This is a genomic window from Mesorhizobium sp. (genome assembly GCF_041661565.1).
Classification (GTDB): domain Bacteria; phylum Pseudomonadota; class Alphaproteobacteria; order Rhizobiales; family Rhizobiaceae; genus Mesorhizobium.
This window is the reverse complement of sequence record NZ_JBAZUD010000196.1, coordinates 1-7493: the sequence shown is the minus strand read 5'-3', so window position 1 is coordinate 7493 and position 7493 is coordinate 1. Positions and strand designations below refer to the sequence as shown.

At 63.2% G+C, this 7493-nt stretch carries 7 protein-coding genes and 1 pseudogene; 7 read left to right on the top strand and 1 reads right to left on the bottom strand.

The annotated features are described in order from the left end of the window. A pseudogene (locus WC739_RS23570) lies at positions 1 to 257 on the top strand (NADP-dependent phosphogluconate dehydrogenase); the annotation flags it as partial. A 17-nt stretch (positions 258 to 274) separates the two neighbouring features. On the opposite strand, the gene WC739_RS23565 reads toward WC739_RS23570, so the two are convergent. Continuing rightward, the gene (locus WC739_RS23565; protein ID WP_372955403.1) at positions 275 to 1330 is read right to left on the bottom strand and encodes a LacI family transcriptional regulator; all 1056 of its coding nucleotides are present in this window, start codon (positions 1328 to 1330) and stop codon (positions 275 to 277) included. A 394-nt stretch (positions 1331 to 1724) separates the two neighbouring features. Between WC739_RS23565 and WC739_RS23560 the strand changes: the two genes are divergently transcribed. The 6 genes from WC739_RS23560 to WC739_RS23535 all read left to right on the top strand — a co-directional run. Then, on the top strand, positions 1725 to 2981 hold the full coding sequence (locus tag WC739_RS23560) for an ABC transporter substrate-binding protein (protein ID WP_372955402.1): 1257 nt from the start codon (positions 1725 to 1727) through the stop codon (positions 2979 to 2981). A 174-nt stretch (positions 2982 to 3155) separates the two neighbouring features. Beyond that, the gene (locus WC739_RS23555) at positions 3156 to 4052 is read left to right on the top strand and encodes a carbohydrate ABC transporter permease (protein WP_372955401.1); all 897 of its coding nucleotides are present in this window, start codon (positions 3156 to 3158) and stop codon (positions 4050 to 4052) included. Beyond that, on the top strand, positions 4049 to 4972 hold the full coding sequence (locus tag WC739_RS23550; RefSeq protein WP_372955400.1) for a carbohydrate ABC transporter permease: 924 nt from the start codon (positions 4049 to 4051) through the stop codon (positions 4970 to 4972). The genes WC739_RS23555 and WC739_RS23550 overlap by 4 nt, the downstream gene beginning before the upstream one ends. Before the next feature lie 5 nt (positions 4973 to 4977). Next, positions 4978 to 6075 (top strand): ABC transporter ATP-binding protein, encoded by a 1098-nt coding sequence (locus WC739_RS23545; protein ID WP_372955399.1) that lies wholly within the window; start codon positions 4978 to 4980, stop codon positions 6073 to 6075. Between the two features lie 32 nt (positions 6076 to 6107). Then, entirely contained in the window at positions 6108 to 6854 is a 747-nt protein-coding gene (locus WC739_RS23540; protein WP_372955398.1) for a sugar phosphate isomerase/epimerase family protein, read from the top strand. A gap of 11 nt (positions 6855 to 6865) precedes the next feature. Then, positions 6866 to 7493, top strand: a 628-nt coding sequence (locus WC739_RS23535; protein WP_372955397.1) for a Gfo/Idh/MocA family protein, incomplete at its 3' end; no start/stop codon positions are given.

The following is a 7493-nucleotide window of genomic DNA, read 5'->3' as shown; positions in this document are numbered from 1 at the left end:
TGATGGCGCCGGCCTTTATCGCTTTGATGCAGGAGGCGCATCCATCGCTGCGGCGCGTCGTCGCCAAGGCGTCGGAGGCTGGCACGCCGGTGCCGGCGCTGTCGTCCGCGCTGGCCTATTTCGACAGTTATCGCCAGGGCCGCGGCACGTCCAACCTGATCCAGGCGCAGCGCGATTTCTTCGGCGCGCACGGCTTCGAGCGCATCGGCGAGCAGGGCGCGTTCCATGGGCCGTGGGGCAGCGGCGCGGCCGGCTAGACCTCGGGGGGCACTCTCTAAACGGCGGCCGGCGGGCTGAACGCCTGAACGTCGCTGGCGACGACCAGCCTCTGCAGGGTGCCGGGCTCCGCGCCGCCGATCAAGCCGAGCACCGAGCGGGCAAGCTCGGCGCCGGCCATCCGGAAGTTCTCATTGACGACGAGCAGTTCCCTGCGAAACAGGTGCAGCAGGTCCGCCGACTGTTTGGACACCACATCGACGTCGCGGCCAAGCACGAGGCCGGCATCCTCGATGCCGGCGACAAGGGCGAGTGTCGCGGCCGCGGCGCTGCTGACGAAGCCGTCCGGCCTGATATCGCGGCGCATCAATTGCGCGGTCCTCGTCCTGATCTGTTCGATCGTGTTGTCGATCGAGACGGTGTTGAACGGGATTTCGCTGGCGCCGACCTCGCTCAGCGCGTCGGCAAAGCCGTTCACCGTATGGGCATGGTAGGTCAGCCCGGGCGGCGGCGAGAGCAGCGCCAGCCTGCGCCGGCCCATGCTGGCCAACCGGCGAACGGCTCCCATCGCGAAGGCGTGATTGTCGAAGTCATGGTAGGGATGGACGAGACCCATCTCCGTGCGGCCATGCGTGGCAAAGGGCATGCCATGCTCCAGCATGTAGCGGGCGCGGGGATCGTTGGGCTGCGTGCGCGAGATGATCACGCCGTCCGCCGAGCCTGTCTCGACGAGATAGCGGATCGGCTCCATCGGATCCTGCGAGCGCGAATAGGGCGTGACAATCAGGTGATAGGGCGTTTCGGCGAGCACTTCCGAAACGCCGTAGATGATGTCCGAGACGAAGCTCATGATCTCGCGATCGGTGTTGAGCACCAGGCTGATGACGTTGGTCCTGCCGGTGCGCAGGCGCACGCCGGCCCGGTTCGGCCGGTAGCCGATTTGCTTTGCCACCAGTTGCACCCGACGCCTGGTTTCGGCGCCGATTTCCGGCGCGTCCTTCAAGGCACGCGACACCGTGGTGACGCCCAGCCCGGTCATGAAGGCAAGCATCTTCAATGTCGGCCGCCCTTGCGCCGATTTCGTCTCGTTCTTTTCCGTGCGATGTCTGTCCATTCATCCCGCCCGTCAGGCGCATAGCAGGTCGTAAGGCAGGTCGGCAATCGCCGCCATCACCCCGAGAAATGCAGTCCAACCCCTATCCACGGTCCATATACTGAAACGTTACAGATAGCCAGCGTTTGGCGCTCACGGCCTGCGAGCAGGTCAAAGTGGCTTTCCGCCAAACCCATTGGATTCCATGGGAAATCACTGTACCTGGGGATTTTCGCCGAGTTCAGGCTGCGGTTTTGATTTTTTGCAGCGAAGCATTCGATATTGCGATGCAACATCACACCGAGCTTGTCCAAGGCTCCAACAACGTTGGAGTTGCTCAGGCAAGGGGGTTGCGCAGTTCACGCAATTCCAGTATCCAAAATCTGTAACGTTTCAGATTCTGGGAGGAACCGAAATGCGATACAGATTTGTGACCGCCGCGCTGGCGGTGTCGACCGCGCTGCAGTTTGCCGGTCCGGCCGCCGCCGCCGATGTGGAAGTGATCCACTGGTGGACCTCGAAGGGTGAGTCGGCCGCGGTCTCGCAATTCGCGAAGGCGTTCGACAATGACGGGCATGGCGACAAATGGGTGGACAGCGCGATCGCGCTCGGCGAAACCGCTCGCTCGACCGTGATGCAGCGCGTGCTGGGCGGCGATCCTCCCGGTGCGGCTCAGTTCAATCCTGGCCGGCAGTACGAGGAGCTGATTTCGGGCGGCAAGCTGCTCGACCTCACCGATATCGCGACCGCCGGCAAGTGGGATCAAGTCATTCGCCCGAAGGCGATCGGCGGCGCCTGCCTTGTCGACGGCCATTGGTGGTGCGTCCCGGTCAACATCCATTCCAATTACTGGGCCTGGTATTCCAAGCCGGTCTTCGCGAAGGCGGGGGTGCCGGAGCCGAAGAACCTGGCCGAGTTCATCGCGGTCGCACCCAAGATCAAGGAGGCGGGCCTTATTCCCTTCGCCATCGGCGGCGACGGCAATGGCTGGCAGATCCAGCTGCTGTTCCAGGACATGGTCACCGAGGCGCTGGGCGTGGCCAAGCGCGACGAGATGTATACAAAGAAGAGCGCCGACATTGCCGGCGGAGCCGAAATGAAGGGCGTCTTCACGCAGCTGAGGGCCCTGAAGCAATTCAGCGACAATGGCTACGCCAACCGCAACTGGAACGACACCACCAATCTGGTGATCACCGGCAAGGCCGGACTTCAGGTGATGGGCGACTGGGCGCGCGGCGAATTCGCGGCTGCCGGCATGACCGGCGTCAAGGATTTCGGCTGCATGATCGGGCTGAACGAGGCAAAGCCGGTGGTCAGCACCGACGGCGACATCATCGTCTTCTTCAAACAAGACAATGCGGATGTCGAGGCGGCGCAGAAGCGTCTGGCGGCGCTGCTGATCAGCCCCGAGGTCCAGGTTGCTTTCAACAATGCCAAGGGTTCGATGCCGGTGCGTGGCGATGTCGACATGTCGACCGCCGACCCGTGCATGCAGAAGTCGCTGAAAGCGGTGGAAGACCCGGCCAACATCGTCACCGCGACGAACCGGTTCATCACCGAGAACACCAATCAGCAGATCAATGAACTCGTCGCGCAATTCTTCGCCGATGACACCATGACCGCTGACGACGCCACCGCGAAGTTCGCCACCATCGTTGGCAATTCCGACTAGGAAACGAACCATAGTCGAGGCGCCGCCCTTACGGTTGTGCCTCGATCCCATCTTGGCAAGCCGCGGATAGAGCGAGGGGCCGACGATCGTCGGTTCGCACGATGGCGGAGCGGAAGGCCGGTGTCCCATCGGCGGACAATCCGGTGGGTCGGTGGAGCGGAGAGAAGACCGAGGATGCACAAAAGCTGGAGACGCGGATTCCACCTGCCCGCCGTCATAGGCACGATGCCGATGATCCTCGTGGCCGTCGGCGTGTTCGTGATCGGAGTCGGCTTCTCGGTGCTCTGGTCGTTCACCAGTTCAAAGCTGTTCCCCGCCTATGATTTCGTCGGCCTGGCGCAGTACAGGCGCCTTTGGGCCGACAATCGCTGGCTGGTCTCGGTCAACAACATCTGGTTCTTCGGCCTGATGTCCATCACCTGCAACATGGTGTTCGGATACCTGCTTGCCGTTTTCATGGACCAGCGTATCCGCCAGGAGGACCTGTTCCGCTCGATCTTCCTCTATCCCTTCGCCATGTCGCTGATCGTCACCGGCCTGGTCTGGCAATGGGTGCTCGATCCCAACCTCGGCCTGCAGGCGGCCATGCGCAACTGGGGCTGGTCGAGCTTCAGCTTCGCCCCCCTGGTCAGTGCCGACACCGCGCTGTACGCGCTGGTGGTGGCCGGGATCTGGCAAGGCTCGGGCGTGACAATGGCGATCCTGCTTGCCGGCCTGCGCGGCGTCGACGAGGAGATCTGGAAGGCTGCCAGGGTCGACGGTATCCCAACCTGGCGCACGCATGTCTCCATCGTGGCGCCCATGATGAGGGGTTCGTTTGCCACCGCCTTCGTTCTCCAGTGCGTCGGCGTTGTGCGCGTCTATGACCTGGTCATCGCCATGACGGGCGGCGGTCCCGGCATCGCCACGTCGATGCCGGCCGTCTACGTCATCCAGCTCATCACCGTGCGGCAGAATGTCGGGCAGGGCATGGCGGCGGCAACGATGATGCTGCTGCCGGTGCTGGTCGTGCTGGCTTTCAGCGGACTTGTCCTGTGGCGGCGCAAACGCCGGGGGGAGGCAGCCACATGAGCGCTGTCGCGAATGCGATGCAAGCACCTTCGGACCAGGCTGGCACCACGCCTTTCGGCCCGAAACCACGGCGGATATCGGCCGGCCGCATCGGCATCCATGCCTTCCTGGTGGTCGCGGCGCTGTTCTTCCTCATCCCGGTCTACATCATGATCGTGACTTCCTTGAAGGGGATGCCGGAGATCAGGCTTGGACATCTTTTCAGCCTTCCCCTCGAGCCGACCTTTCAGCCCTGGGCCGACGCCTGGCTGCATGCCTGTACCGGCCGCGACTGCAACGGTCTCAGCCCAGGCTTCTACAATTCGGTGAAGATCACCCTGCCCAGCGTGGCCATCTCCATCGTCTGCGCTTCGATCAATGGCTACGCGCTCACCTTCTGGCCTTACAAGGGCGCCAACCTTTTGTTCGGCCTGCTCGTCTTCGGCGCCTTCGTGCCTTACCAGGTGGTGATCTATCCCTTGATCATCGGACTGAGTTCGGTCGGGCTGTTCGCGACCCTTCCCGGCATCATCATCGTGCACACGATCTTCGGGATGCCGATCCTGACGCTGCTGTTTCGCAATTTCTATGCGGCCCTGCCGGGCGAACTGTTCAAGGCGGCGCGGGTCGACGGCGCCGGCTTCTGGCGCATCTTCTTCTCCATCATGCTGCCGATGTCGGTGCCGATCTCGGTCGTCGCCGTTATCCTGCAAGTCACCGGCATCTGGAACGACTTCCTGTTCGGCATCGTGTTTGCGGGCAGGTCCAACTGGCCAATGACGGTACAGCTCAACAACATCGTCAACACCACGACCGGCGTGAAAGAGTACAATGTCAACATGGCGGCCACCATCCTGACGGCGGCAGTTCCCTTGGTCATCTACTTCGTCTCCGGAAGATGGTTCGTGCGCGGCATCGCCGCCGGCGCGGTGAAAGGGTGATGGATATGGCCGAGACCGGTACCAGCGTGTCGATCCAGGACCTGTCGTTGAGTTTCGGCGCGGTGACCGTGCTTCAGACGCTCAATCTCGATGTCGCCGATGGCGAGTTCATCGTGCTGCTCGGGCCTTCGGGCTGCGGCAAGTCGACCTTGCTCAATTGCATCGCCGGCCTGCTCGACGTCTCGGAAGGCAGCATCTTCATCAAGGGCAAGAATGTCACCTGGGAAGAGCCTAAGGACCGCGGCATCGGCATGGTCTTCCAATCCTATGCACTCTATCCGCAGATGACGGTGGAGAAGAACCTGTCGTTCGGACTGCGTGTCGCCGGCACCCCGAAGGACGAGATCGCCAAACGCATCGCAAGGGCGGCCGAAATCCTGCAGATCGAGCCGCTGCTGCAGCGCAAGCCGGCGGCGCTTTCCGGCGGCCAGCGCCAGCGCGTGGCGATCGGACGGGCGCTGGTGCGCGATGTCGATGTCTTCCTGTTCGACGAGCCGCTGTCCAACCTCGACGCCAAGCTGCGCGCCGAACTGCGCGTCGAGATCAAGCTGCTGCACCGCAAGCTGCGCAACACGATGATCTACGTGACCCACGACCAGATCGAGGCGATGACCTTGGCCGACCGCATCGCGGTCATGAAAGGCGGCGTCATCCAGCAGCTCGATGCGCCGCAGACGATCTACAACCGTCCGGTCAATCGCTTTGTCGCCGGGTTCCTCGGCTCGCCGGCGATGAATTTCCTCGACGGGCAGGTGGTGCCTGGCACGGACATGGCCTTCAAGGCCGGCGACGTATCCATTCCGCTCGACCGCTACGCCTTCGACTCGGCGGGCAGCGCTGGCGGGGCCGGCGTCTTCGGCATCCGGCCCGAGCATGTGGCCTTCGGCGAGGCGGCGAACGCCATGCCCTTCGCCATCAATGCCGCTGTCGAGATCGTCGAGCCGATGGGCTCCGACACGCTGGTGTGGACGAAGCTCGGCGGCAACAATTTTTCCTTCCGTGTCGAAGCGGAAAAGACGCTGCGCAACGGCGATCCGATCCGGATCGGCTTCGATCCCGCCCGCGCCTCGTTGTTCGACAGCCAAACCGGCACCCGCATGTAACCCCACCATCCCAAGCAGAACGGACAGAGACGATGAACTGGTCATTCCAACTTTACAGCGCCCGCAATTTCCAGCCCTGGGAGGGCGTGCTGGCCACGCTCGGCAAGCTCGGCTACACCCAGGTCGAGGGCTTCGGCGGGGTCTACGTCGATCCCAAGGCCTTCCGCGCCGAACTCGACAAGAACGGCCTCGCCATGCCGACCGGGCATTTCTCGATCGACGCGCTGGAAAGCGATTTCGACGGCGTGCGCAGGACAGCCGACACACTCGGCATAAAGCTGCTGATCTGCCCCTACCTGCTGCCCGAGGCGCGGCCGTCGGACGCCGCCGGCTGGCGCGCCCTCGGCGAGCGCCTGGCGAAGGTCGGCGAGACCGCCAAAAGCGCGGGTTATGGTTTTGCCTGGCACAACCATGATTTCGAATTCAAGAAACTTGCCGACGGTTCGATGCCGCAGGATCTGATCTTCGCCGCGGCGCCCGACATCGGCTGGGAAATGGACGTCGCCTGGGTGGTGCGCGGCGGCGACGATCCGCTGCAGTGGATCGAGAAATACGGCAAGCGCATCGCCGCCGTCCATGTCAAGGACATCGCCGGCGCGGGCGCAGGCCTGGACGAGGATGGCTGGTCGGATGTCGGCCACGGCACGATTGACTGGGCGGGCCTGATCAAGACCTTGCGCGCCAACAGCAGCGCCAAGTACTACGTCATGGAACACGACAACCCGAACGACATGGAGCGCTTCGCCCGTCGTTCGCTCGCCGCCGCCAAGACCTATTAGGAGCAACCGGCATGGCAAGGAAACTGGGTATCGGCGTCATCGGCTGCGGCAACATCTCGAAGGCGTATTTTTCGCTGGCGCCGCTGTTTCGCGGCATCGAGATGCGCGCTTGTGCCGACATCAACATGGACGCGGCCAGGGCGCGGGCCAAGGAATTCGCACTGCGCGCCGAAACGGTCGACGGGCTGCTCAGGGCGGACGACATCGACATCATCGTCAACCTGACCATTCCAGCGGTTCACTATGAGGTGTCGAAACAGGTGCTGGACGCCGGCAAGCACGTCTATTCGGAAAAGCCGTTCGTGCTCTCGCTCAAGGAGGGCCAGGACCTGAAGGCGCGAGCGCAGAAGAAGGGGCTGCGCATCGGCTCGGCGCCCGACACTTTTCTCGGCGGCGCGCACCAGCTGGTTCGTGAGCTGATCGATGAGGGCAGGCTCGGCAAGATCACCAGCGGCACTTGCCATGTCATGGGTCACGGCATGGAGCACTGGCACCCCAATCCGGATTTCTTTTTCCAGCCCGGCGCCGGGCCGGTGCTGGATATCGGGCCGTATTACATCACCAATCTGATCCAGCTGATCGGACCGGTGAAGCAGGTTGCGGCCTTCGCGACGACGCCGGCGAAGGAACGCACCATTT